Source organism: Nocardia sp. NBC_00508 (assembly GCF_036346875.1).
In the GTDB taxonomy this organism is placed as follows: Bacteria; Actinomycetota; Actinomycetes; order Mycobacteriales; family Mycobacteriaceae; genus Nocardia.
On the sequence record NZ_CP107852.1, the window covers coordinates 760391 to 782801 of the forward strand.

Here is a 22411-nt window from a genome sequence, read left to right on the forward strand (position 1 = left end):
ACATGCAGATGGGGCCGGACGACACTCAGGTGCTGCCGCTCGCGCAGGCCGATACGACTGCGACACGCTGCCGGTTCTACCGGCAGGTCTGCGGGCTTGCGGTGGTGGTGCAGCCAGAACACGGCGGACGAATCATCGTGCCGACAGGCAGCGTCGGCGCGATCACCATGCCTGCGCAACTCGGCGCGAGCGTGAAAAACCACATGCTGACGCGGACTATGCGACTCGGCCCGATCGTCTCACACCCCCGGTCGAAGCGCTGGTCGTTTCTGATAAGGCCGGACGTGCCCGACGACATGCGACTGTTCGCGGAGCTGTTCCGGCTCAACGTCTGCATGTCGCCCTTCGGCGCGCAGATCGCATTGCCGTCGCCCGTCTGTGGGCCGATCAGTTTCCGAACCTGGGTTCAAGCACCGCGCGACTCCTTCCGCCCGTCCGGACTGGCAGTGGTCGAATCCATTCGCGCCTGCACCGGACCGTCGGCACCGCGGAAGGCGTAGGCGCATGTCTGATTCCATCTCCCGACCGCCGATTTGGTTGTCGGCCTGTGTAGGCACCGTTTTGAACGGCAGCGGCACACCCGTCATGGCCGGGTACCCGCACTGCATTGGTGTGACCCCGATTGCCGACGACGTCATGAACGAACACACTGGGCAATCGGCCAGCAGATGCTCCCACGCGAGGGCTTGTGTGATCGGGACCTGTTCAGCACCCAGGGGCGACCGGGCGAGATGGATGCCGGGATCAGAGCCCGTGTTGTGGATGGCCGCGAGACCTTTCAGGCAGGGCGACGATGACTTCCCCGCGTCCTGAGGAACCAGACGTGCATCTCTCGGTGTTCCTGTACGGTCTGCGGCTCGATTTCACTGCCTGCCTAACCGCCGCGCTGCTATTCGTCCAAGACTTTCGCGCCCACCATCACCTCGACGCGGTGCACGTCATCCCTGGCGACACCACCGGGCTACGTCGGTTGCCGTGTGAGCGGCTGTATGTGGAGCGATGATGGTTCCGTTTCGGACATCCGGCGATGTGACGCTTGCGCCTCTTTCCGTCGCTTGCCTGGTGACAGGTGCAGGCGTGACACTGTCCTGTTCGGAGTACGACGAGAAGGAGGTAGACGTGGGGCATGACGAGCAGTTGATCATGGATCTCGGCGTACCCGTCGAGCAGACCGAATGGGGGAAATGGGTCGACCCCGACCGCCGCAAGGCGCAAGTCCAGAAGTTCATGGACCATGCAGGCATACGCCGCTTCCCTTCGGAACCGTGGCCGGAAGGCTCAGCGGAGGCGAAACGGCTGGACCCCATTGTCGCGGAATTGTTCCCGGACATGGCTACCGCGATGGCTCCCGAGAGCACCGACATGGCCGACGCTTTCATTTGTTTCATCGGGGAATGTTATATCAAGTTTGCGGGTGCACGATGGATCGAATGGGATTGGTCCGACGACGACGAATACGCGTTCTACGAGAGTGTTAATCCGGCGCTGGAATGTGACACCTATGACGAAGACGAGCTTTCCGCTTGGTCATTGATGGATGACATGATCAATTATTCTCCCGATGGGTATGACGGCATGTTCTCGTACGCAGCAGCAGCGCTACGCGAATATGCGTCCGACCACGATGCTAAGCACCGTGAGGAATCCTCACCCGGCACGTGACAGTTCGCCGCACGACACCTTTTATCAAGACTTTCCGCACACCGGGGGGTGTGGCCAGCTATGCCGGATGGATACGACAGAGACCGCGAAGAATGCGACCCGAACAAGCGCGGCAGGGTATTCGAGAACGGAACATATCGATACTATCGCGACCGCGAAAACGGATATGTGCAGCAGTCGGACAAATTTCGCGCCAATGGCGTGAAGATTCGATTCGACAAGGTAAGCAAAGACGTTCAGGGGCAGATCCGATCCATCGAGGACAAATCCGGTAGGATTGATGGTCCAAAAGATGAGAAACAGTTGAAAGCAGTACGGGCGCTCATCGAGAAAGGTGTCATCGAGCATCACTTATTGCGATCTGTTGAGGGCGAATTCGTATCAAAAGAAGCACAGAGACTTATCGATGGCATGGTGCAGGACCTTGGGGATAAGTTCACGCATCAGATCATTTCACGAGAGACTGCCCGCGAGATCTGGGCCATAGGCCTGCAAAGAGAAGCGGGTCAACAGATCGAATTGCCTGGTGTCCGCGAAAAGGCGCGTCAGGAAAAGGCCCAGGAGCTACAAAAGCGCCGGGAGAAAATCGCGGAGCTGGCGCGAGCGCGTGAGCGTGCCGATAAATTCCGGAGGATGCAGCAGTTCCGGGAAGCCGCTGCGCGTGGCCGGGCGGATGCCCCGCAGCGAGCCGAACGCGCCCGGCAGGCCCGCGCAGAAGCCGTGCGGGCCAGGCAAGCACGGCAAACGCCGGAAAGTGCTGAGCGTGCACGGTTGAACGTGAGGCTGCCGAACGCGTCGCGCGGGAATTCCCGGTGCCCAATCAGTTCCAGGAACGGGAAGCCGCCGACACTGGGGAGCAGGCCGCCCGAGACGCGGCCGAGGCTGCCAGCGTGGAGCGTGCAGCAGCCGAGGCGCGCGGGGCAGCCGAGAAGGAACGTGCGGCTGCCGCCAAGGCCCAAGACCAGGCACGGAACGCGGCGTTCAAGGAACTGGACGAAAAAGGCCGCCTGTCCGAGGTGGAAAGGCTTCTGTGGCTGGGACAAGCAACCCACCCGCAAGCGGCAGTGAGACAGCCGCCTGGACACGCGCCGAGCGTTGAGCGTGGCGGCACCGGACAAGGACACGACCGCACGCGCGGAGTATCCCGCGACCGATAACCGTCCGCGCTCGATCAGCTTCGGCCCCTCGGTTGGGGACGGGTTCGGGTCGCACGCCGGATTGCGCGGCAGCAGTGCCAGCCCTCGCGCAAGCTCGTCCTAGGCGTCCCTCGGGCGACAGCACCCCGCCGACAACGGCGAAGACCCCGCCCGGCTGCCGGACGGGGTCGGGTGTCCCCCAACGAACGAGACGTCGGTTTTTCGCCACTACCTCACCCCGCTCGAATGACTCGGCTGGTCAGCGCAACTCGCGGATCAGCACATCGAAATGTGGGGCGTCCGGCCAGGATGGGCGGCGCCATCCGACCTTATTCCAGCCCCATCGCCGATAACGCTCGTAGGCGCGGTCGTTGTCCGTTTCGACGAGGAGTGTCGCACGCTGCTCGGTTCTGGAGCTGAGCAATTCGTCATGCAGAGCGTGTGCGATGCCCTGGCTGGCATACTCGGCGGACACCATGATCTCGCTGAGCCCGAACGTGCGTGTGCCGTCTTCGGTAGTGAACTCCTCGAGGTCGCCGCTGTCGAGATGCAATCCTGTCCACCATCGCGCGTTCGGGGGTAGCGGCCAGCCCCAGATCTGGCCTGCGGGCTTACCGTCCACTCGCGCAAGCACATACGCGAATCCGCTGTTACGGGGCTCGGTGTAGGAATCGAATCGGCGCATGAATGCCGAGGGCGAGTCGAACGGGTCTCCGGAGGCGATGGCATCGACATATGAACGGTGGTAGATATCCTCGACAATTTGGCGTCGAGAACGTGCTTCGGCAGCGGTGCAGTGCTCGAATTCCAGGCCATCCGGCAAGCCGGTCATGCGGTTATAGCTTTCTGAGCCAGAGAGTCGTACAGGTCGCGGAAATCCGCACCGGCGGGCAGTTGATCGACCGCTGTCCGAACCGGCTCGAGGCGACGCAGTACGTGTCGACGCCATGGCGGACAGATCCACCAACGCTGGGAACCCCTGCTCGAGTGCGCCACTGATATCGCCGAGGCGAGCCTTGGTTGCGGCCGACCATGCGCGGACGATCGTGGCGGTACGCACTCCTGCGGGTCGGTCCACGGCAGTCGCGTACAACTCGACAGATCGACACAGGTCACCCATGTCAGCGTAGCCGCGGGCCTCGTGGTCGGCGATCTCCGAATATGTCACGAATCGCAGCCATTGCGGAACTTCCTCCAGCGGCACGAACTGCACGACCTATCCAACTCACGCCATGCTGCCGCAGGCCGGTCGGTGACCGGTGACCAGGACGCCGAGCGCGCCTGCGCAGAGCTCGACGTCCTCACCGACGTGATCGGCACTTTGGTGACCGCCACCGCGGACGCTGTGCGGGACGGGATGACCGCCACCACCCGTGCTCGTGTGATCGCGATGGTGGTCTATGAACTGATCACCAGTGCCCGCACCGCCGCCGCACCGCACAGTGGCCGCCTCTATGCCGCACCGGTGCTCGACCCGATCATCGACAACATCCCCGACGCCGACGACATCACCTTCCTGGACCTGTTGATACCCGCGATCATCGGCCAGCACATCAACAACACCTGAACCACCCAGACCAGCCCTGCACGGTTGCGTCCCCTGTTCTCCCTTGCACCACAGGGGAATTACGCACCTGCCGGGGCACCCGGAAGGGGGAAGGCTGCGCGGACGGGTCTCCATGTCGGTGTGCCCAACCGAACCCAGCCGCCAGCCTTCCCCGCTCTCCGAAATTCGTTGCACAACAGCATCATTCACACTACGGGCGAGCCCCTTCACGGAAGGTCCCTCATGCATCCCGACACAGCCGAACCGCACCACTGCTCGTCAGAAATCGTCTCCCGTGACGACCACCGGTGCGTCCGGGACCGGGGCATGTGATGAGTTCACCCCTACCCGACGAACCGGACGTGCACCTGATCGTGCGGATTCGCGGCTACCAACTGCACTACGCGGCCAGTGCAGTGCCAGGCCCCTCGTGTCCGCTCGTGCCAACCAGTATGGAAGTTGCTCGTCAGCACATACGCCTCTGGGTGGCGCGGGGAACTGTTACCGCGTGTGACGGGCGTAGAAGTCCGCGACGGCCTGGAACGACTGTTTTGGCTCCCACGGCAGATCGGGATATGTGTTGCCGTTGTGGTCGTCGTAGCTTTTCACTAGGCCGTAGCCGGCCAGGTCGAGGTCCAGTCGAGATTGCGGGCGGTGGGGAAGGGCGGGGGTGACGAAGGTGAAAACGAATACGCCGTCGACACCGGCTGTGTCGAGCTGGCCCAGCATGTCGGTCAACTCCCTGGCCTGCATCGCCTCGTCGCGGACGTAGTCGCCATTCAGCTGCGGCGGGTCCGCGGCGAAGTCCGCGATCATGAATCCGCGTGGCCCCTTGTCTTCGGCGCCCTGGTAGGGGCAAACACCGACTTCGGTGACCACGACCGGTTTGCCGCAGTCGGACAGTTTTTGCAGCGATCGACTGTAGGTGGCGCGATTACGCTTCGCGCGGTAGTGGTCGACGCCAATGATGTCGAACAGGGTCCAGTCGACGGCCTCGATCGGCAGTGCCGCATAGGTGATCGGGCCCTTGAAGACTTCCCGAACCGCCGGGGCGGCCTCGGCCAGAAACGCATTCAGTGGTTTGTTGTGCGTTTTGAGCACCTTCAGTTTCCACACAGTGGTCAGCAACCTGGTCGGCTTGCTGAACCGCTCGATCGAGTTGTGGCCGTCCAGGATCCCTTTCATGAACAACGTCAGCTCGCATCCCAGCACGAACACCACCGAGGGCCGGTGCTGCCGCGCTCGCTCGGCAACTGCCGCGCACCGCAGGATGTAGTCCAGCGTCTCCCGGGGAGATCTGTCATGCAGGTGGGGCGACAGCCAGACCTCGAGCCCGAGGTCAAGTGCATGCTCGGCCGCCACCGCCAATCGGTCCGGATCCGTCCCGGAAATCCGGACCGCATTGCAGTGCAGATCTTTCCCGATGATTTCGAGTTCCCGACGGGCGATCTCCGGGTCGAATACGGGGCGTGAGTGATAGCGCTCCCCGAACTCGATACCGACGTCGTAGTTGACACCTCGTCGTTTCACGAACACTCTCCTCGTCCACGCCATCCCCCTCGTGTGTCAATTTAGATTGACGAACCGAGCGGTGTCAACATGAGTTGACGAACGTCTCCTGGGGGCAGACAGGTCGTTGCAGGCTTTGCGCGGCTGATTGCTCGGTAAGTGGTGCCACAGATGACCTGCACAACCAGCGGACCCCGCCGACAACGGCGAAGACCCCGCCCGGCCGAGGCCGGACGGGGTCGGGTGTCCCCCAACGAACGAGACGTCGGGTTCTTCCCCACTACCTACTTCGCCGGGGCGGGCGGAGGCTGGTTGATAGTGGAGAAGTACTGGATGGCCGCGCCGATGGCGACCGGGCCGGTGACCAGCAGCTGGCCGACGACGGTGCCGAGGGCGCCGACGGCGATGATGCCGCCGAGGCAGCCGATGGCGGCGGCCGGGATGAACGCGCCGAACAGGCCGACGATCGCCGCCGAGGCGACGGTGGCGCCGGCGATGCCGCCGAGCACGCAACCGACCGCCGCGCCGCCGATGCCGCCGACCAGGGTGCCGATGGTGGCGCCCATCGAGATGGTGCTGGTCATCCGGGACCAGGCAGCCTGTTCACGGTCGTATTCGGTCTTCCAGGGCGCCTTGTCCTCGAACGGCAGCGCGACCGGCTTGTAGGTCGCGTGCGCCATGTCGAACTGCGGCGTGAGCGTCGCCGTGCGACCGGCGATGTCGGCCGCGATCGGGAATTCGAAGTCGTCGACCCGGAACTTCAGCGGCATCCCGGTGAGCACGGTGCCGCCTGCGGCCTTGATCTTGAAGACACCGTTCTCGACGACCATCGAGCCGGCGTCGGTGGTGACGATGGACTGCGTGTCGGTGGCGTAGGCGGTGAAGTCGACCGCTTCCTCGGTCTCGGGCTGCGCACCGGCCGAGCCGGACGCGATCCCGACTGCGGCGACCAGACCTGCGGCCACCGCAACGATTTTCCTCATCCTTGCTTCTTTCCTCTCGGGTTTTCTCAGGGGAAGCGGCCACGTCGGACGCGCCGCACGCCTGCCGCGATGCACGGCGGGCAGGTCAGAGGTCGAGCACGAGCGCACCCGACCTGGCCCGGGAGACGCACAGCATCATCGTGTCTCCGCGCGCCCGCTCGTCGGCGGTGAGCACCGTGTCGCGGTGCTCGATATCGCCTGCGAGAACAGCGGTTTCGCAACTGCCGCAGGTGCCTTCGCGGCATGAGGTGACGACGCCGATCCCGGCCGACTCCAGCACGTCGGCGATGGATTGGTTCGCCCCGACCTGGAACGTCCGCCCACTGGCCGCCAACCGCACCTCGAACGTCTCGTTCGGCGCGAACTGCACCCGCCGCGGCACGAAGCGCTCCAGATGCACCGGCAGACCGCGCCGCTCCCCTTCGGCCTCGACGGCGGCCAGCAGCGGCTCGGGCCCGCAGCAGTACACGGCGGTGTCGCCGAGGCCGTCGAGAATTCGCGACAGCGGCAGCAGGCCGTGCTCGTCCTGCGGCAGCAGGTTCGCTCGCGGGTAGCGCTCGGCGATGGCGTCGGCGAAGGCCATGTGCCGCCGGGTGCGGCCGCCGTAGAAGAGCGACCAGCGCGCACCCGCGGCTTCCGCGGCGGCCAGCATGGGCAGGATCGGCGTGATCCCGATCCCACCGGCCAGGAATACATAGCCCGGTCGGTCGACGAGCTCGAAGTTGTTGCGCGGCCGCGAGACTCGCAGCACCGAGCCGGGCTGCGCGGCCCGGTGCAGATAGGCCGAGCCACCGCGACCGTCCGGCTCGTGCAGCACCGCGATGCGCCAGCGCGATCGGTCGGCGGGCTCGCCGCACAGCGAGTACTGCCGCACCCCGGCCGCGCCGACCGCGACGTCGATGTGCGCACCCGCTGTCCACGACGCCAGTTCGCCACCGTCGATGGCCGCCAGGTCGAGCGAGAACACACCCGCGGCCTCGTCGCGGCGGCGCCAGACTCGTACCGCTATCTCAGTCATTTCCGTCCCCTAGCCCGGCAACGTCTCCGCCATCACCGTCGCCGAGATGCGCCGCGCCCGCAGCAGACGAACAGGCAGTCGATTCGCGCAATCGACGTTGACTATCGCCCCCACCCGCGCCCGCGCGGCGCCCGGAGACTGACGCCATGACCACTGTGGCGGAATTGGTGGACAAGACCACCCAGTTCATCCGGGACCAGGTCGTTCCGGTGGAACGCGAGGTCGTCGTCGACGGGCGAGCGATGGACGACGCGCTGCGGCTCGAGCTGCAGAAGAAGGCGAAGGAGGCAGGGGTCTTCGGCCCGCTGTCGGATCCGCGGTACGGCGGACTCGGCCTGGACACCCGCGCCCAGGCGCAGGTGCTCGAGGCCGCGGGCGCCAGCCTGCTCGGCCCCATCGCGGTCAACGCGTGGGCGCCCGACGACGGCAACATCCACCTGCTCGCGCACGTGGCGAACGACGAGCAGAAAGAGCGCTATCTCGCGCCACTGGCGGCGGGCGACGTCCGGTCCGCGATCGCGATGACCGAACCGGCACCCGGCGCCGGATCCGATCCGGGCATGCTGCAAACGGTCGCCGAGGAGACCGAGTCCGGCTGGGTCATCAACGGCGCCAAGCATTTCACCACCGGCGCACAGGGCGCGGCCTTCACCATCTGCGTGGCGCGCACCGGTGACGGGCCGACGATGTTCCTGGTCGACCAGGACAATCCCGGGTTGCGGGTGGGCCGCAGGATGCCGACGCTCGACCACACCAGCGCGCCGGGCGGCCACTGCGAGGTGACCTTCGCCGACTGCGCGGTGCCCGATTCCGCCGTGCTGGGCGAAGTCGGCCAGGGTCTGGCGCTCGCCCAGGTCCGGCTCGCGCCCTCGCGCCTGGTGTTCTGCATGAATTGGCTCGGCCTGGCCGTGCGCGCGCACCGGCTGACCATCGAGCACATCGGCACGCGCACGTCGTTCGGCGTGCCCATCGCCCAGCACGGGATAGCGCAGGGGCTGATCGCCGACAACGAGATCGACATCGCCGCGGCACGCGGCGTGATCCGCACCGCCGCGGACACCATCGACGCGCAGGGGCCGACCTCCTCGCAGGCGCGGCACGACGCGTCGATCGCCAAGACGTTCGTCTCCGAGGCGGTCTGGCGGGTGCTCGACCGGGCAGTGCAGCTGCACGGCGGACTGGGCGTCTGCGAAGACCACCTCGTTGCCCGATTCCTGGTGGAGGCCAGGGCTTTCCGCATCTACGAGGGACCGTCGGAGGTCCTGCGCTGGTCCATCGCCCGCCGCGCCCTGCGCACGAAACGCTGAAGGAGCACACCATGACCACGCGTGAGATCACCGGTTTCGCGGCGGCCTATCCCGAACTGGATTGCGCCGCCGTCGACTACGAATACCTGCGCGCGGTGTCGCAGGAGATGGTTCCGTTCGGCCGCCACGTCGGCACGGTGATCACCGAGATCGGCCCCGAACGGGGCGTCGTCGAGATCCCCGCCGTCGGTGCCGTGCGCAACCACATGGGCACCGTGCACGCTGGTGCGCTGTTCACCGCCGCCGACATCGGCGGTGCCGCCGCGTTCGTCGGCGCCGCGGCCGCTCGTCTGCGCATCGTCGACCGGTTGGTGCTGCGCGGGGGAAGCGCGTCCTATCGCAAGCCCGCGATCGGCCGCATCCGCGCGGTGGCCACCGTGGACCAGCGCGAACTCGCCGACGTGCTCGCCGCGACCGCGTCGAACCGGTTCGAGCTGTCCGGCAAGGCGACGCTGCTCGACGACAGTGACGTGGCCGTCGCCAAGTTCACTTTCGACTACGTCTGCGACGTCACCATCCCGGAGGGCGACCGATGACCACCGCGGCACCACACAATCGCTCGGAGTTCACCACGCTGGAGTCGACCAAGGTCGGCACCGCCGACGGGGTCACCTTCACCGTCCGGTTCCTGCCCGCGAAGAAGGCGGGCGCGCCGGTCGTACTGATCCTGCCCGCCATGGCGATGAAGGCGAAGAACTATCTGCCGCTCGCGAAAGAGCTGCACGCCCAAGGGCTTTCGGTCGCGATGACCGACCTGCGCGCGCACGGTGAGGCCCAGCCGGAACTGGGGCTGCACCGCGATTTCGGCTACCGCGAGATGCTGGAAACCGACCTGCCCGCGCTGGTCGCCGCGGTGCGGGAACGGTTCCCCGAGGCGCCGATCCACCTGTTCGGGCACAGCCTCGGCGGTCAGCTGGCGCTGCTGTTCACCGCGGCCGAACCCGAGCGGATCGCGGGCGTGACCGTCATCGGCACCGGCACCGTGTTCTGGTGGGCGTTCGGTGCCCGCCGCTGGTGGGAGGCGCTGAGCCAGATCCAGTGGATCGGCCTGGTCGCCCGCTGGAAGGGCCACTGGCCCGGCGGCGTGCTCATCCCGGCCCCGATGCCGGGCGGCGTCATGCGCGACTGGTCGATGCACTCGCTGACCAGCTACTACCGCCCGAAGGGCAGCAAGCGGCAGTACAACACGCTGCTGCGGGCCATGTCCGCGCCGGTGCTGGCCCTCTCGCTGTCCGACGACGTGCTCGGCCCGAAGTCCAACGTCGACTTCCTGGTCTCCCGGATGCCCAACGCGCGGGTGACCCAGTGGCACATCGACGAGAACTCGCCGGTCGAGCACCGCGACCACTTCCTCTGGGTGAAGGACTCGCCCGCGATCGCGGCCAGGGTGGCGACCTGGATCGTCGCGGGTGAGCTGCCGGGCTGAGGAGTATTGGTGGCACGACTGCGAATCGAAGCGGTGTCGAAGCACTTCGGCGCCACCTACGCGGTACGCGAGGTGAACCTCGACATCGCCGACGGCGAGTTCCTGGTGCTGCTCGGCCCGAGCGGGTGCGGCAAATCCACGCTGCTGCGTATGATCGCCGGTCTGGAAGATCCGACCGGCGGCCGGATCCTGCTGGACGACGACGACATCACCCACCAGGCTCCGCAGCGGCGCGACTTGGCCATGGTGTTCCAGAGCTATGCCCTCTACCCGCACCTGACCGTCGCGAAGAACATCGGATTCCCGCTCCGCGCCCGGCGCATACCCCGAGCGAAGATCGCCGAGCGGGTGTCGGAGGTGGCGGGGGTACTCGGTCTCACCGAGCTGCTGCGCCGCAGGCCCGCCGCGCTGTCGGGCGGGCAGCGGCAGCGAGTCGCGTTGGCGCGCGCCATGGTTCGCGATCCCGGCGCGTTTCTGATGGACGAGCCGCTGTCCAACCTCGATGCCAAGCTGCGCAGCGCGACGCGCGCCGAACTGATCGCGCTGCACCAGCGCCTGGGGGCGACCTTCCTGTATGTGACCCACGACCAGGTCGAGGCGATGACCATGGCCGACCGGATCGCGCTGCTCAACGAGGGCCGGGTGGAGCAGGTGGGCACGCCGACCGAGCTCTACGACCGTCCCCGTTCGACGTTCGTCGCCGGATTCCTCGGCGCGCCGCCGATGAACCTGTTCCCGGCCGTCATCACCGAGCGCGACGGCATGCTGCGCGTGGCGGCGGACGGCATCGATACCGAATTGGCCATCAGCACCGCCGATTTCGGTGACGACCTGCAAGTGGTCGCCGGTATCCGCCCGGAACAGCTGCGGCTGGATCCGACCGGCGCCGATATTCGCGGCCGGGTCACGATGGTGGAGAACCTGGGCAGCGAGGAGCTGATCCACTTCACCACCGGCGATCGCGCGCTCTGCGCCCGCGCGCCCCGTCCCGCGGGCGTCGCGGTCGACGACAGCATCGCGCTGCGGGTCGACCCGGCGCACATCCATCTGTTCCATGCCGCCTCCGGGCTACGCCTGACCTGGCAGGAAGCGCGGCAGGACACCCGAATCGACAGCGCGGGCGAACCCGTAGCCGTCGCCTGAACCCGCAACACCCCGACTCGATGAGGAGACACACCGTGAAACGCACCGCGCCCATTCTGGGCCTGGTGTTCGCAACCACCGTCGCGCTCAGCGCGTGCGGCGGACTCGGGAGCACCACCACCGACTCGAACACCGGCGCCGCGCTGATCCCGGAGCTGAAGCCGGATCAGCAGGTGTCGATCGTGTTCGAGTCCTACAACTACGGACTCGCCGGCGCCTGGACCGATACCTTCAACTCCCTGATCGCCGACTTCCGCACGAAGTTCCCGAACATCACGGTGACCGCGCAGAAGCCGCAGGGCAACAGCCCCAACCCGGCCACCGACACCATCTCCAGCATCCAGAACCAGATGGTCGCGGGCAATCCGCCGGACGTCGCCCAGCTCGGCTTCAGCGATCTGGACTTCACCATTCACCAGCTCGGCGCCAAGCCGCTGGACACCTTGGTCAGCAAGCAGGAGGTGCAGCGCAACTTCGACGGCGCCGAGCATCCGTTCGCGCCGAAGGCCCGCACGCTGGCCGACTGGGACGGCCACACCTACGGAGTTCCGTTCGTGTTCTCCACTCCCGTGCTGTATTACAATGCTTCGCTGTTCACCGAAGCGGGTCTCGACCCCGCGAAGCCCCCGGCCACCTGGCAGCAGGTCGCCGAAGCCGCCACGGCGATCACCGGGAAGACCGGCAAGGGCGGCGTCTACATCGATTGCCTGACCAAGACCGCCAAGGACTGGTGCTTCCAGTCGCTGGTGCGTTCCAACGGCGGCCGGGTGATCTCCGAGGACCGCACGGAACTCGCCTTCGCCGACGCGCCCGCGGTCGAGGTCACGGCGATGGGCCAGCAGCTGGTCAACTCCGGCGGCATGCCCAAGCTCAACCAGAAGCAGGGCTACGAGGCGTTCGGCCGTGGTGAGATCGGCATGATCCTGGAGACCAGCGCGATCCAGGGCACCTTCGTCACCGGCGCCAAGGACAAGTGGGATCTGCGCTCGGCGCCGATGCCGAGCTTCGCGGGCAAGCCCACCGTGCCGACGAATTCCGGTGCCTCGCTGCACATCCTGTCCAACGACCCGAACAAGCAGCGCGCGGCGTGGGAGCTGATCAAGTTCCTCACCAGCGAACCGGCCTACACCAAGATCTCGCAGGGCATCGGCTATCTGCCGCTGCGCACCGGCCTGATGGACGATCCGGACGGCTTGCAGGCGTGGTCGAAACAGAACCCGCTGCTGGCGCCGAACGTCGCCCAGCTGGCGAACATGGAGCCGTGGATCTCCATGCCCGGCACCAACTACCTGCAGGTCCGCGACGGCATGATGGAGGCGGTCGAGGCGATCGTGTTCCAGGGGAAGGATCCGCAGTCCACCCTCACCGCCGCCAGGGACCAGGGCGCCAAACTCCTTCCGACGTCATGAGCGCGGCGACGATCGTCCAGCTCACCGACACCCATATCCGCCCTGCCGGGGAACGGGTGCACGGGATGGTGGACACCTACGCCAACCTCACGCATGTGCTGCAGCAGTTGCGGGCGTCGCGGCAGCGTATCGACGCGCTGGTGCTCTCGGGTGACCTGACCGACACCGGGTCGCCCGAGGCCTATCGGCGGCTGCGCTCAGCGGTCGAGCCGGTGGCCGAGGAGCTCGGCGCGAAGACGCTCTACGTCATGGGCAACCATGACGAGCGCACCTCCTTCGCCACCGAACTGCTCGGCAGGGATTCCGCCACAGTCGATCCCGACGCCCCGCTCGATCAGGTCGTCGAGGTGGCGGGACTGCGGGTGATCGCGCTGGACAGCACGACGCCGCGGCGGCACGACGGACGGCTGGAGGAGCGGCAGCTGGACTGGCTCGCCGACCAGCTGTGCGAGCGGGCCCCGCACGGCACACTGCTGGTGCTGCACCACCCGCCGATCCCCTCGCCGGTCGCGGCCACCGAGTACCTGCGGCTGGAACGGCCGGAGCTGCTCGCCGAAGTCCTGGCGGATTCCGATGTGCGGCTGATCATCTGCGGGCACAACCATCTCACCGCTGCGGCGGCGCTGGCCGGGATACCGGTCTGGATCGGGCCCGCGCTCGCGTACCGGCTCGATCCGATCGCGCCCGTGGGACGGCATCGGGGATTGCTCGGATTCGGCTACAGCCGCATCGATCTGCTCGGCTCGGCCCTGGTGGCCACCGCGATCGAGGCGACACCCGCCGAGACCCTCTACGAACGGCCCGAGCAGGACGTGCTCGACCAGCTCGCCGCGCTCGCCGCGGAGGCCGGGTAACTCGATGTTCGTCGTCGAATCCGCCGGGGGCCGTGCGGTGGACGGGGGCCGTGCGGTGGACACCGTGATCACGGGGGCGTCCGATTCGGTCGCGTCGTCGAACCGCCCCGCCCGGTTTCGCCGGGCGGGGCGGTTCGCCGTGCCGTACCTGTATCTGACGCCCGCACTGGTGCTGCTCGTCGTGTGGATCTATCGGCCGCTGGTCCAAGCCGTCGAGCTGTCCACGTACTCGTGGAATCTGCTGCCGACCGCGCCGATGAAACCGGTCGGACTCGGCAATTACCAACGGCTGCTGGATCTTCCGGCCTTCTGGGACTCGATCGGCCGCACCGGGGTGCTGATCGCGGGCATGCTGCCGTTCACCGTGGTGCTTCCGCTGCTCATCGCGCTGGCCAGCAGGCGGGTGCACGGCCGGGCGCGCACCGTCTACCACGCGTTCGTGTTCGCGCCGTTCCTCGTCGCGCCCGTCGCCGCGGCGGCCGTGTGGCGCTGGCTGCTGCATCCTGGCAGCGGCTTCGTCGACCAGGTCCTCGGTTCGGACCGCAACTGGGTCTACGACGCGAGCACCGCGCACGAGGTGATCATCGTGATCACCGGGTGGCAGCTGCTGGGATTCGCGGTGCTCGTGGTCTGGGCGGGGCTGGCGGGCATCAGCGGCGAGTACGACGACGCCGCCAGGGTGGACGGCGCGAGCCCAAGTCAGATCCGCCGATGGATCACCCTACCGCTGCTGTCGCCCACCCTGTTGTTCCTGGTGCTCACGACGGTATTGCTCAGTCCGACATTGACTTTCCCGCTGATCGACTCGATGACGCAGGGCGGCCCGGCACAGGCGACCACCAATATCTACTACCTGCTGTGGGACTACGCGTTCCACAGCTTCGACGCCGGACTCAGCGCCGCGGCAGGTGTGCTGCTGTTCGCCGGATTCGGGGTGATCGCCGGAATACTGGTGTGGATCTCGGAAAAGGTTGCCTTCCATGATGATTGACCGACTGCGCACCGCCGGCAGCCACGTTCTGCTCGCGGCGACCGCGGTGTTGTGCGCGTTTCCGATCTACTGGCTGTTCGCCACCTCGCTGCGGCGGCCCGAGGACGTGACCTCGCTGTCACCGATCCCCTGGCCGATGTCGTTCGCCAACTACGGCGACGCGGCCGACAAGGTCGACGTGCTGGGCCTCATCGGCAACACTTTCTTCGTCGCGGCGCTGTCGGCGGCGGGGCAGCTGCTGATCGCGCTGCTGGCCTCCTACGCCTTCGCGATGTACACATTCCCGTTCCAGCGGGTGCTGTACCTGGCGTTCGTCGGCACCTGGCTGGTGCCGTTCCAGGTGACCATGCTGCCCAACTACGTGCTGCTGACACAGCTCGGCCTGCTCAATTCGCTCATCGGCGTGGTGCTTCCGACGCTGTGCTCGGCACTCGCGGTCCTGCTGCTGCGCCAGCACATGGCGAGCTTCCCGAAGGAACTCGTGGCGGCGGCGAAGATCGACGGCCGCTCCTCATGGTCGATCCTGTGGACCGTGGTCGTGCCGAACCTGCGACCCGCACTGGCGGCACTGGCGATCCTGCTGTTCATCAACGCATGGAACGAATACTTCTGGCCCGCCGTGGTGCTGCGTCAATCCAACAGCGTGCTCCAACTCGGCCTGCGCAGCTTCATGGGCACCGAGGGCGACCAGTGGGGACCCATGATGGCGGTAGCAAGTCTCGCCTGCCTCCCGGTCCTGCTGATGTACCTGCTGCTGCAACGCCACATCGTCAACGCGTTCGTGCGGTCGGGGCTGAAGTAGGCCGTGCGGATGGGTGCCGCCCCGATTGATTCGATCAGGGCGCCATTGTCATCTCATCAGTTCAACGAATTACCAGCTGAATCCGATAGGTCGCGTATTGAACGATGCGCGATGCCGTGCTGCTTGTAAACCGTTCCGGAAAACCACTTCTCACATTCTCGACTTCCCGCGATTGGGAGTGCGATCTGTAATTCCGTGCGGCGCAATGACGTACCTTGACCTCGGTCGGTAAGCCGCCGACCACACGAAGTCACCCTCCTGCGCCGATCATGCGGTGAATTCCGATCGATTCCTCACCTCGTCGATCGGTAATTCGCCGATTCGCAGTGGAGGACGGAGAAGGAGGTACTGTCATGAAAAGCTCTATCCGGATGGCGACTTCGGCATCCTGAACGAACGGGCCGAGGTGGCCGCCCACCTGTGGCGCGCGGTGTCCTCGGATGCCGACGGGGTCGCCGAAGTGCTGCGCTGGTTGTCGAACGACCCCGCCGCCCATGGGTAGTCGAGGGATCCTCGGCAACCGGGACTTCCTGCTGCTGTGGACCGGACAGGCCGGATCGCTGGTGGGATTCCACGGCGTGCGTATCGCCTATCCCCTGGTGGTGCTCGCGGTGACCGGCTCCCCCGCCGCGGCCGGGTGGGCCGGATTCGCGCTCAGCTTGCCGAGTCTGCTTCTCCAGATCCCCGCAGGGGTGATCGCGGACCGCATCGATAGAATGCGCATCCTGATGGTCTGCCAGTTCGTCGGGATGACGGCGACCGTTCTGGCCGCCGTGGCGATCGCGACGCACACGCCGGGCTTGGTCCCGGTACTTGTCGTGACGGCGTTCATCGAAGGCAGCGTCTGTGTCTTCGTCGGTGTCACCGAGGTCGGCGTGATACGCGACATGGTGCCGCCCGCACAACGACCGGCGGCGTTCTCGTTGCTCGAGGCCGAACAGCCGATCGCCGCGCTCGCCGGTCGAGCCGCGGGCGCCACCATCTACGGCGCGGCCCGCTGGCTACCGTTCGTCGTCAACGCCGCGTCGTATCTGTACTGCCTCACGGCACTTTCACTCATCCGCTTCCGCAGACCCGCCTCCCCTCCACCCGCCGAGCCCGCCGACCGCTCCGTAGGCCACGGCCTCCGAGACGGGCCGCGCATCGTGTTGGGCGACCCGTTCCTGCGTGCTTCGACGGCGGCGATCGGGGCATCGAATATCGTCATCCAGGTCGTGCTGCTGCTGATCGTGGTGGCACTGACGACCGGCGGATATCCCACGTGGACGGTCGGCGTCGTGCTGGCCTCGGCCGGAGTCGGCGGGTTGTTCGGCGCCGCCGCGGCCGCACGACTCGTCGCCCGCAGCGGTCCCCGGCTCGTCTATCGAGGTGCGCTGTGGGCATGGACCGCGCTGCTCGTTCCGATCGCGCTCAGCACCAACCCATTCGTGCTGGCCGCGTGCTGGTGTGGGATCGGTGGCGTCGGAATCGCCAGCAACGTCGCGCTGACCTCCTACCGGGTCGCCGTCGTTCCCGACCACACGCTCGGCCGTGCCCTCGCGACAATGGGATTCGTCTGCGACGGCGCGGTCGCGATCGGCGCACTCGGCGCCGGTTACCTGCTGTCCGCCGTGGGCGTGGTGACAACAGGCTGGATCGCCCTGGCGGCGATGTTCGTGCTCGCGGTCCTGGCGAGCAGCGCCAACCGCACACCGGCCCAGATGGCCGATCAGCGGTAATCCTGCGTCCACATCCCTCCGGCCGGGACGGCAAGACGCACCCGGCATGCGTGGGCGGACGGATGGAACTCAGTCGGCTCGACTGGCGGCGACCGCAGGCGGTAGTGGGCGGGCGAGTTTGCCGACGGTGTGGAGGTGGCTCAGTGCTTGGCGGTAGGAGTCGAAGAGGCTGGTCTGGCAGTAGGGCACCTCGAGCTCGAGGCAGAACTGTTCGACCATCGGCTGGGCTCGGCGCAGGTTGGCCCGCGGCATGGACGGGAACAAGTGGTGCTCGATCTGGTAATTCAGACCGCCCAGGGCCGCGTCGACGAGCCAACCGCCGCGGACATTGCGAGACGTGAGCACTTGACGGCGCAAGAAGTCTGTCGATTCGCCTTCGGCCAGTACTTCCATCCCCTTGTGGTTGGGGGCGAAGGTGCAGCCCATGTAGAACCCGAACAGGCCCTGCTGCACGATGATGAAGGCCACCGCCTTGCCCGGCGACAGGACCAGGAATACCGCGGCGAGGTACCCGGCAGCGTGCGCGGCCAGCAGGACGCCCTCCCAGATACGGTTCGGTATCGCCCAGCGCAGCACCGCCCGAACACTCGCGTAGTGCAGACTGCCTGCCTCGAGGAACAGCATGGGAAAGAACAGCCAGGCTTGGTAGCGGAAGATCAGCCGCCGGAAACCTTTGCCCGCCCGTGCTCGATCGCCGGAATGGGCCAGCACTCCCATCACGTCGGGGTCCGCGCCCTCGGTGTTGGGGTGAGCGTGGTGCCGGTTGTGGTTGCTGACCCACCAGCCGATGCTCAGCCCGATACCGAGATTGCCCGCGATCACACCGAACAGGTAGTTGGCCCGTCGACTGCCGAAGATCTGTCTGTGCCCGGCATCGTGACCGAGGAAGGCGAACTGGGCGAACACAACCGCCAAGAACGCGGCGACGCCCAGTTGCCACCACGAGTCGCCGACGAAGAAGAACGCCGCCCACCCGGCAACGAACGCCATCGCGGTGACCGCGCTCTTCCAGAGGTAATACCGCAACCGCCGATCCAGCAGCCCCGCCTGCCGCACCCGACGCATCAAGACCGCGTACTCGCTGCCACGCGGCGGTCCGTGTTCCCCGGTCTGGGCGTTCGACGACGAGAGAACTCGCCCCGTTCCCGGTGCGCCTGGATCGATGTGTTCCAACGCTACGAGCGCGCTCGTCGTGGCGGCGGATTTCGGCACCACCCGGCCGGTACTACTTTCGATTACCACGGGTTGCCTACGCATCCTGTTGTTGTTGTCGGTCTCCGGGCTCGAATTGTCGTCCTCCACGCCGCGCCCAGCACAGCGGGCTATCGGAAGTCAGCGCATGGAAGCTCGTCTGCCTCGCCACCAGAATGTCGCGATGAGACCACCGCCAGGTTAACCGACACACCTATGGACGACACATCCGAGTGACGATTGCACTGCACCGACCGCGGCCGGTGCGCCAGGATTCCCACTTGCGCCCGTGTGTCACCGTCGGGCAGCTCAGGCCAGTGGGGCTCGTGCGCGGCACTCGATGGACACGCCGCACGGGATGGCGGCGTCGGCGGGCAGCGAAAGCGGCAGGCCGGAGGCGCTGCGCAGCTGCTCGGCGTGCGGGGAGGAGCGTCCCTGCTGGACCGGGCTGAGCGTGGGTGAGCTGCCAGACTGTGGCGATGAACGACTCGGTGCGGCGCCGTGGGCGCCCGGCCAGGCTGTCTCGGGAGACGATCCTCACGGTCGCGGAGGAAATCGTGGAGTCGGAGGGGATCGCCGGGCTGACCATGCGGGGAGTCGCCACGCGGCTCTCGAGCTCACCGATGGCGATCTACCGGCATGTTCGTGACAAGGACGAACTGCTGTTGCTGTTGCTGGACCGCATCGCGGCCGCGCTCGACCGGCCCGAGCTGCCCGAGAATCCCCGACAGCGGCTGGTGGTGCTGTGGCGGATGATCCATGACACGCTGGCGGCACATCCGTGGGTGGTGAGCGTGTTGGTGAGCGGCGACCTGGCGAGCCGATCGATTCTGTGGGCGGTCGAGGAGATCCTGCAAGCATTTCTTGCCTGCGGCCTCACCCGCGGGCAGGCCGCCGCCGCCTACCGGACGGTGTGGCAATACACCGTGGGCGTGCTGACCATACGGATAGCGATGACGCGCGCCGGGTCCGAACCGGAACACCCTCGTTTCCAGGCATTGATGATCGCTTCGGCCGATCCCGAGCAGACCCCGACCATCGCCTCGTTCGCGGCCGAGTGGCCGCATCCCTGGGAAAACTACGAATACGGACTCGAGTCGGTGCTCGACGGGCTGATCGCACGCTCTTGACAGACCGCTCACTAATTTGTGTACTTGTATACAAATTAGTGAGGAGGAACTCATGGTCGAGACCGATGTGGTGGTGATCGGTTCGGGCGCAGCCGGGTTGGCGGCTGCGCTGTCCGCTGCGTCCAGCGGTGCGGAGGTAATGGTTCTGGAGGCGTCGTCGCGCTGGGGCGGATCGACCGCGGTGTCCGGCGGGCAGGTGTGGGCCCCCGCCAACCATCGAATGATCGAGGCAGGTTGTGCCGATTCCGCCGAGGAGGCGCTGACCTACTGCCGTGCTGCGGCCCCCGGGCGCGACGACGAACTCGTCGAGACGTTCGTGCGAGCCGTCCCGGCGTTGGTGCGGTTCCTCGAGGAGCACTCGCCGATCCGTTTCTTCCCGGTCACGGCCTATCCGGACACATTCGTCGAGCTGCCCGGCGGCAAGACCGCCCGCCACGTCGAGGTGAATCCACAGGAGGTCGGCGAGCTCGGCGACCTGGACGAGCTGCTGTGGCCGGCGCCGCTGTTCGCGCCGGTGCTCACCAACCAGGAGGTGCTCGAGCACCGCTTGTTCTCCGGTGGTCCGCCGCCGCTGGATCTGATCGCCCAGCGCAGGTCCGACGGCACGGTGACGCTCGGGGCCGGGCTCATCGTCGGGCTGCTGCACGGTTGCCGGAAAGCCGGTGTCCACCTGACCCGAAACGCCCGGGTGATCGAACTGACTCGCGACGAGCACGGGCGGGTCGCCGGAGTTCGAGTCGACCACGGTGGATCGCACCGCACCGTTCGCGCGCGGCGCGGTGTCGTGCTCGCCTGTGGCGGATTCGAGCACGACCCGACCCTGCGGGCGCAGCTGCTGTCCGGGCCGCTCACTCACCCGGTGACGCCGCCGATTCAGCACGGTGACGGTCTGCGCCTGGCCGGGCAGGTCGGTGCGGCACTGGCCTACCCCGGCGAGTACTGGTCCTGGCCCGCGTGCCAGGTCCCCGGCCGGACCTGGCCCGATGCTGCTGCCACGCCGCAGCCGCAGCTCGCGCTGCCGGAACGGTCGTTGCCACATGTGTTGTGGGTGAACGCCTCCGGGCGCCGATTCGTCAACGAATCGAGCCACAACTGTGCGACCGCCTTCGCCGAACTCGACGCCAATACCCACCGGCCGCGCAATCTGCCCGCCTGGGCGATCGGCGACGCCCGATTCCGCGCCAAATACCCGGTCGCGGGCATCGCCGCGGGCGCGCCCGCACCGGACTGGCTGGTCCGCGCCGACAGCCTCGCCGAACTCGCCGAACTCATCGACATCGACCCGGCGGCGCTGGAACAGACCGTTACCCGCTTCAACACCATGGCCGAGGCCGGGCGCGACGACGACTTCCACCGCGGGCAGACCCGGTACGAGCACGCCTTCGGCGACCCCACCGCCGCCCATCCCAATCTCGGACCGGTGTGCGAACCACCGTTCTTCGCTGTTCCCGTGTACCCGGGCGCAGTCGGCACCAAAGGCGGCCCGCGCACCGACCGGCGCGCCCGCGCCCTCGCCTGGACCGGCCGCCCCATCCCCGGGCTCTACGCAGCGGGCAACGCCGCCGCCGCAGTCTTCGGCCCCGGCACCATCGCCGGCGGCCTGACCATCGCCTGCGCCCTCACCTGGGGCTGGATCGCCGGCCGTGACCTGGCCGCAGCGCACTGACTACCGAATCGCTTCCATCGACAGGAGAACACCCATGTTTCTGGTCACCGCCGCGAGCGGAAACGTCGGCACGCATCTCGTCGAGCGCTTGCTCGACGCGGGCGTCGAGGTCAGAGCCCTCAGCAGGAATCCTGCGGCTGCCGGTCTGCCGCCCGGAGCCGAGATCGTATCGATGCGGCAAGGAGCGTTTCCCCTGGATGGCGTCACGACCATCTTCCTCAACCCCGCGGCGGTGCACGAAACAGCCGACGCGCTGCTGGCGCAAGCCGTCTCGTGCCGGGTCCGGCGCGTCGTGCTGCTGTCCTCGTCGTCGGTGCTCGACGACCATCCCGCCAATCACACCGGCGTCGCGCACCGCGACCTGGAACGACGCATCGAACGCACCGGGCTGGAATGGACCTTTCTCCGATCGGGTGTGTTCGCGGCCAACACCTTGCAGTGGTCGCCGCAGATCCACGCCGACGGCGTAGTCCGCGGCGCCCACGCTTCCGCCTTGATCGCACCCATCCACGAACGCGATCTCGCGGCCGCCGCCGCGGCGGCCATGTTGTCCGACGATCTCATCGGGGCCGCCCCTGTGCTCACCGGGCCGGAGTTGATGACCCAGACTGAACAAGCGACGCTGATCGGCGACTCCCTCGGAAAAACCGTCCGATTCGAGGAGATCACCCCCGAGGCCGCGCGCGAGAACATGATTGCCCGGCAGGTGCCACCGCAGATCGCCGACTCGCTGCTGCGCTACTACGAACGCGCAGCAGAGCATCCGATCGAGCCCACCCCGATCTCGGTGCCGCTCACCGGGGAACATCCACGCACCTACCACCAGTGGGTGCTCGACCACGCCACCGACTTCCGGTCCAGCGTGCCGGCCTGAACAGGCCTGGGTTGCGCCGCCATCGGACGCGGGCCGTCACCGCGTC

Annotated in this window: 23 protein-coding genes; 18 read left to right on the forward strand and 5 right to left on the reverse strand. The window is 66.9% G+C overall.

Annotated features, from left to right (window positions below; genetic code table 11):
- Positions 1 to 2: 2 nt before the first annotated feature.
- The 4 genes from OHA40_RS03240 (at position 3) to OHA40_RS03255 (ending at position 2730) form a co-directional block, all read left to right on the forward strand.
- Positions 3 to 500 carry a DNA-directed RNA polymerase subunit beta gene (locus tag OHA40_RS03240; protein WP_330231581.1) on the forward strand — a complete coding sequence of 166 codons (498 nt, stop codon included), beginning with the start codon at positions 3 to 5 and terminating at the stop codon, positions 498 to 500.
- Positions 501 to 823: 323 nt separating this feature from the next.
- Complete coding sequence (locus OHA40_RS03245) at positions 824 to 1003, forward strand: hypothetical protein (RefSeq protein ID WP_330231582.1); 180 nt, start codon at positions 824 to 826, stop codon at positions 1001 to 1003.
- Positions 1000 to 1662, forward strand: coding sequence for a hypothetical protein (locus OHA40_RS03250; protein WP_330231583.1), 663 nt, complete (start codon positions 1000 to 1002; stop codon positions 1660 to 1662). Before OHA40_RS03245 ends, OHA40_RS03250 begins: the two co-directional genes overlap by 4 nt.
- 60 nt (positions 1663 to 1722) lie before the next feature.
- On the forward strand, positions 1723 to 2730 hold the full coding sequence (locus OHA40_RS03255; RefSeq protein ID WP_330231584.1) for a hypothetical protein: 1008 nt from the start codon (positions 1723 to 1725) through the stop codon (positions 2728 to 2730).
- A 327-nt stretch (positions 2731 to 3057) separates the two neighbouring features.
- Here the strand turns inward: OHA40_RS03255 and OHA40_RS03260 are convergent, their stop codons facing one another.
- A complete protein-coding gene (locus OHA40_RS03260) occupies positions 3058 to 3630 on the reverse strand; it encodes a GNAT family N-acetyltransferase (RefSeq protein WP_330231585.1) in 573 nt (190 codons plus the stop codon).
- 420 nt (positions 3631 to 4050) lie between these two features.
- Between OHA40_RS03260 and OHA40_RS03265 the strand changes: the two genes are divergently transcribed.
- Complete coding sequence (locus tag OHA40_RS03265; RefSeq protein WP_330231586.1) at positions 4051 to 4365, forward strand: hypothetical protein; 315 nt, start codon at positions 4051 to 4053, stop codon at positions 4363 to 4365.
- A 480-nt stretch (positions 4366 to 4845) separates the two neighbouring features.
- On the opposite strand, the gene OHA40_RS03270 is transcribed toward OHA40_RS03265, so the two are convergent.
- The 3 genes from OHA40_RS03270 to OHA40_RS03280 form a co-directional block, all read right to left on the reverse strand.
- Complete coding sequence (locus OHA40_RS03270; protein WP_330231587.1) at positions 4846 to 5712, reverse strand: hypothetical protein; 867 nt, start codon at positions 5710 to 5712, stop codon at positions 4846 to 4848.
- 425 nt (positions 5713 to 6137) lie between these two features.
- Positions 6138 to 6836, reverse strand: coding sequence for a hypothetical protein (locus OHA40_RS03275; protein ID WP_330231588.1), 699 nt, complete (start codon positions 6834 to 6836; stop codon positions 6138 to 6140).
- A gap of 85 nt (positions 6837 to 6921) precedes the next feature.
- The gene (locus OHA40_RS03280) at positions 6922 to 7854 is read right to left on the reverse strand and encodes a PDR/VanB family oxidoreductase (protein ID WP_330231589.1); all 933 of its coding nucleotides are present in this window, start codon (positions 7852 to 7854) and stop codon (positions 6922 to 6924) included.
- Between the two features lie 146 nt (positions 7855 to 8000).
- Between OHA40_RS03280 and OHA40_RS03285 the strand changes: the two genes are divergently transcribed.
- From OHA40_RS03285 to OHA40_RS03330, 10 genes are all read left to right on the forward strand, one after another.
- On the forward strand, positions 8001 to 9161 hold the full coding sequence (locus OHA40_RS03285; protein ID WP_330231590.1) for an acyl-CoA dehydrogenase family protein: 1161 nt from the start codon (positions 8001 to 8003) through the stop codon (positions 9159 to 9161).
- 11 nt (positions 9162 to 9172) lie between these two features.
- Positions 9173 to 9697: a YiiD C-terminal domain-containing protein gene (locus OHA40_RS03290; protein WP_330231591.1), complete on the forward strand. Its 525-nt coding sequence runs from the start codon at positions 9173 to 9175 to the stop codon at positions 9695 to 9697.
- A complete protein-coding gene (locus OHA40_RS03295; RefSeq protein WP_330231592.1) occupies positions 9694 to 10587 on the forward strand; it encodes an alpha/beta hydrolase family protein in 894 nt (297 codons plus the stop codon). Before OHA40_RS03290 ends, OHA40_RS03295 begins: the two co-directional genes overlap by 4 nt.
- Before the next feature lie 9 nt (positions 10588 to 10596).
- Positions 10597 to 11730 (forward strand): ABC transporter ATP-binding protein, encoded by a 1134-nt coding sequence (locus OHA40_RS03300; protein ID WP_330231593.1) that lies wholly within the window; start codon positions 10597 to 10599, stop codon positions 11728 to 11730.
- 35 nt (positions 11731 to 11765) lie between these two features.
- Positions 11766 to 13139, forward strand: coding sequence for an ABC transporter substrate-binding protein (locus OHA40_RS03305; protein ID WP_330231594.1), 1374 nt, complete (start codon positions 11766 to 11768; stop codon positions 13137 to 13139).
- Positions 13136 to 13993, forward strand: coding sequence for a metallophosphoesterase (locus tag OHA40_RS03310; RefSeq protein ID WP_330231595.1), 858 nt, complete (start codon positions 13136 to 13138; stop codon positions 13991 to 13993). The genes OHA40_RS03305 and OHA40_RS03310 overlap by 4 nt, the downstream gene beginning before the upstream one ends.
- A gap of 4 nt (positions 13994 to 13997) precedes the next feature.
- Positions 13998 to 14984, forward strand: coding sequence for a carbohydrate ABC transporter permease (locus tag OHA40_RS03315; RefSeq protein ID WP_330231596.1), 987 nt, complete (start codon positions 13998 to 14000; stop codon positions 14982 to 14984).
- Positions 14974 to 15786, forward strand: coding sequence for a carbohydrate ABC transporter permease (locus OHA40_RS03320; RefSeq protein ID WP_330231597.1), 813 nt, complete (start codon positions 14974 to 14976; stop codon positions 15784 to 15786). The genes OHA40_RS03315 and OHA40_RS03320 overlap by 11 nt, the downstream gene beginning before the upstream one ends.
- Before the next feature lie 274 nt (positions 15787 to 16060).
- The gene (locus OHA40_RS03325; protein WP_330231598.1) at positions 16061 to 16288 is read left to right on the forward strand and encodes a hypothetical protein; all 228 of its coding nucleotides are present in this window, start codon (positions 16061 to 16063) and stop codon (positions 16286 to 16288) included.
- Positions 16281 to 17504 carry an MFS transporter gene (locus OHA40_RS03330; RefSeq protein ID WP_330231599.1) on the forward strand — a complete coding sequence of 408 codons (1224 nt, stop codon included), beginning with the start codon at positions 16281 to 16283 and terminating at the stop codon, positions 17502 to 17504. The genes OHA40_RS03325 and OHA40_RS03330 overlap by 8 nt, the downstream gene beginning before the upstream one ends.
- Before the next feature lie 69 nt (positions 17505 to 17573).
- Here OHA40_RS03330 and OHA40_RS03335 read toward each other — a convergent pair whose 3' ends face one another.
- Positions 17574 to 18746 carry a fatty acid desaturase family protein gene (locus OHA40_RS03335; protein ID WP_330231600.1) on the reverse strand — a complete coding sequence of 391 codons (1173 nt, stop codon included), beginning with the start codon at positions 18744 to 18746 and terminating at the stop codon, positions 17574 to 17576.
- 428 nt (positions 18747 to 19174) lie between these two features.
- On the opposite strand from OHA40_RS03335, the gene OHA40_RS03340 reads away from it, so the two are divergent.
- From OHA40_RS03340 to OHA40_RS03350, 3 genes are read left to right on the forward strand one after another with little or no spacing between them, the layout of a single operon-like run.
- Complete coding sequence (locus OHA40_RS03340; RefSeq protein WP_330231601.1) at positions 19175 to 19825, forward strand: TetR/AcrR family transcriptional regulator; 651 nt, start codon at positions 19175 to 19177, stop codon at positions 19823 to 19825.
- Between the two features lie 52 nt (positions 19826 to 19877).
- Positions 19878 to 21491, forward strand: a complete 1614-nt coding sequence (locus tag OHA40_RS03345; RefSeq protein WP_330231602.1) for an FAD-dependent oxidoreductase — start codon at positions 19878 to 19880, stop codon at positions 21489 to 21491.
- Positions 21492 to 21525: 34 nt separating this feature from the next.
- Positions 21526 to 22365, forward strand: a complete 840-nt coding sequence (locus OHA40_RS03350) for an NAD(P)H-binding protein (protein ID WP_330231603.1) — start codon at positions 21526 to 21528, stop codon at positions 22363 to 22365.
- The last annotated feature ends 46 nt before the right edge of the window (positions 22366 to 22411 follow it).